At 30.8% G+C, this 2,383-nt stretch carries 4 protein-coding genes; all 4 read right to left on the bottom strand.

What is annotated here, in order from left to right; translation table 11 throughout:
- A partial coding sequence (locus ACXAHM_RS26180) for a hypothetical protein (RefSeq protein WP_474967041.1) occupies positions 1–389 on the bottom strand: 389 nt, incomplete at its 3' end.
- Positions 389–685, bottom strand: coding sequence for a hypothetical protein (locus ACXAHM_RS26175; protein ID WP_474967040.1), 297 nt, complete (start codon positions 683–685; stop codon positions 389–391). The genes ACXAHM_RS26175 and ACXAHM_RS26180, both read right to left, overlap by 1 nt.
- Before the next feature lie 469 nt (positions 686–1,154).
- Positions 1,155–1,829 (bottom strand): hypothetical protein, encoded by a 675-nt coding sequence (locus tag ACXAHM_RS26170; protein ID WP_474967039.1) that lies wholly within the window; start codon positions 1,827–1,829, stop codon positions 1,155–1,157.
- A 1-nt stretch (position 1,830) separates the two neighbouring features.
- Positions 1,831–2,139, bottom strand: a complete 309-nt coding sequence (locus ACXAHM_RS26165) for a hypothetical protein (protein ID WP_474967038.1) — start codon at positions 2,137–2,139, stop codon at positions 1,831–1,833.
- Positions 2,140–2,383: the final 244 nt, after the last annotated feature.

Raw genomic sequence — 2,383 nt, 5'->3', positions numbered from 1 at the left:
ACATAGCCTAAGCCGTTAGGAAGGCTTTTGTAGAGGTTGAAGAAGAAAGCATTAAAAGTATCACATTGGTCATTTGTTAAATTATCATTACCAATATTAAAGAATATTTCGATTAGGTCATTATCCTTTAATTGTAACCATAATTCAATATTAAAAAATGATTCACCTGTGGATTTGATAATAAGATTAATACAATATTCCTCTGACATTCTCATATAAAAACCTTTAAATTCATGAAGGTTAATTTTATGATATTCATCAGAATGACTAAGATTATCTTTCCTAAATGTTAAAACCTCATAATTGAAATCCCCAATTATATTATAAACTTTGGAAAATGCTACAAAGAATGGCTCATCAATCTGTCCTGTAATAAATTTTATTTTCATTATAATTCTGATGTTACTGGTATTAATTTTCTTATATTTTCGTCCGGAATTCTTGATTTTATTTTTTCTCTAATAGCAGTCACCGCATCACTCACTTGATTTGTTTTCCCAGGCATCACAATATACTGAACTTCTACTTTACTTCTAAAACCAGCCATATTTACTCCTTTTTGTTTCAAGATATTTATGAAATCAGTGTATTCATCTAGTGACGGATTTGATAAAATCTCAATCATCATCGCATAATCCTCCAACTGTTCTACATCAATTTGTCCATTTACATAACCTGATTTCACATCGTAGATCACTAATTTACCTTGAGAGTCTACATGAAAAATATCCGCCTGTTCAGGGTGTTAAGCCGAAGGCGTCATTCGGAACTAGAACATTGTGTGAGTTTGCAACTCACGATTTCTGTATTTCAAAAATTATCCCAAAATAAATTGAAGCTGTTTAGTTGGTTAGTTTTTAATTCTTTTTTCTACACTTTTCATTTTTAGCTTGTGGTATGGAGACACGATGAATCGTGCCTCTACAAGAGGTAGGCTTTCAATTGATATTCTACGCTTTTTTGGAAGGATAGCCAACTACAAGACCATGAATTTATGCATGGGAATACGGGTATTGGCGTTATTAATTATTCATTATTCACTTTTCATTATTTGCTTGTGGTTTGGAGACACGATAAACCGTGCCTCTACAAACGTAGATTTCCCTATATAAAATACTAAGCCAACCTAGTGTTGTAGGTTGGCTTATTCTTTATTAACTATACAAATTATTTTCACTCAGATATTTCCTCACTTTCCTTATCTGCTCTATATTTTCTTCTGATTCTATATCTAAAGGATGGTTATAATGCAACATTTCAATACTACCATCTTCCCATTCTTCTACTTTGATGAAAGGGCAATTGAGGAGTTGTTCTTTGGTGTGATCTTCTTCATAAACTGCTTTTGTTGTTACACAATGATAAAATAAAGGTTTATCATTAAAAACAGCATCATAAAATTCAAATTGATCTAGTTTATACTTTTCATCAAACTTGTAATAATTACCCACATCCACCCAACTTACATAGCCTAAGCCGTTAGGAAGGCTTTTGTAGAGATTGAAGAAGAAGGTGTCTTTTTGCTTTAACTCTTCATTCAGCTTACTTTCATTAGGGGTAAAAGCAAACTCTATTTGATCTCTAATCCTTAAACTGAGTTTATATTTATTCAAGCATTCTAAACTAATACCATAATCTTTATAATTATACTTATCTAAAGTAACCAATAGTCTATCAAATTGACTAAATTCTGCAATCAGATCTAAAGAACTCATATCTGTAACCTTAATTTGAAGTTCATTATCATCTCCTAATAAATGCATTAAGGATTCTAAAATCTGAGTTAAACTATTTTTTCTATTTTCTAAATGAAAAGATATTATAAACATTCTATAAGTCTTTAGTTACTATCACTTTATTTCTTAATGGAGATAAGCTTTTGTTATTATCAAAAAATGTAGTTATTTTATTCTCAATATTAGTTTCTGCTTTGCTCACTTGATTTGTTTTCCCAGGCATCACAATATACTGAACTTCTACTTTACTTCTAAAACCAGCCATATTTATTCCTTTTTGTTTCAAGATATTTATGAAATCAGTGTATTCATCTAGTGACGGATTTGATAAAATCTCAATCATCTTCGCATAATCCTCCAACTGTTCAACATCAATTTGTCCATTTACATAGCCAGATTTCACATCGTAGATCACTAATTTACCTTGAGAGTCTACATGAAAAATACCATCTGGAATACGCTTTCTTTTGAATGCTAGAAAATCTACCTCACTGTTCCGGGTGTTAAGCCGAAGGCGTCACTCGGAACTAGAACATTGTGTGAGTTTGTAACTCATGATTTCTGTATTTCAAAAATTATCCCAAAATAAATTGAAGCTGTTTAGTTGGTTAGTTTTTAATTCTTTTTTCTACACTTTTCATTTTTAG

Source organism: Flammeovirga sp. AWQ4_249 (assembly GCF_056161045.1).
Note: the sequence above shows the minus strand (reverse complement) of the source record. Positions and strands in the feature narration are given on the sequence as shown.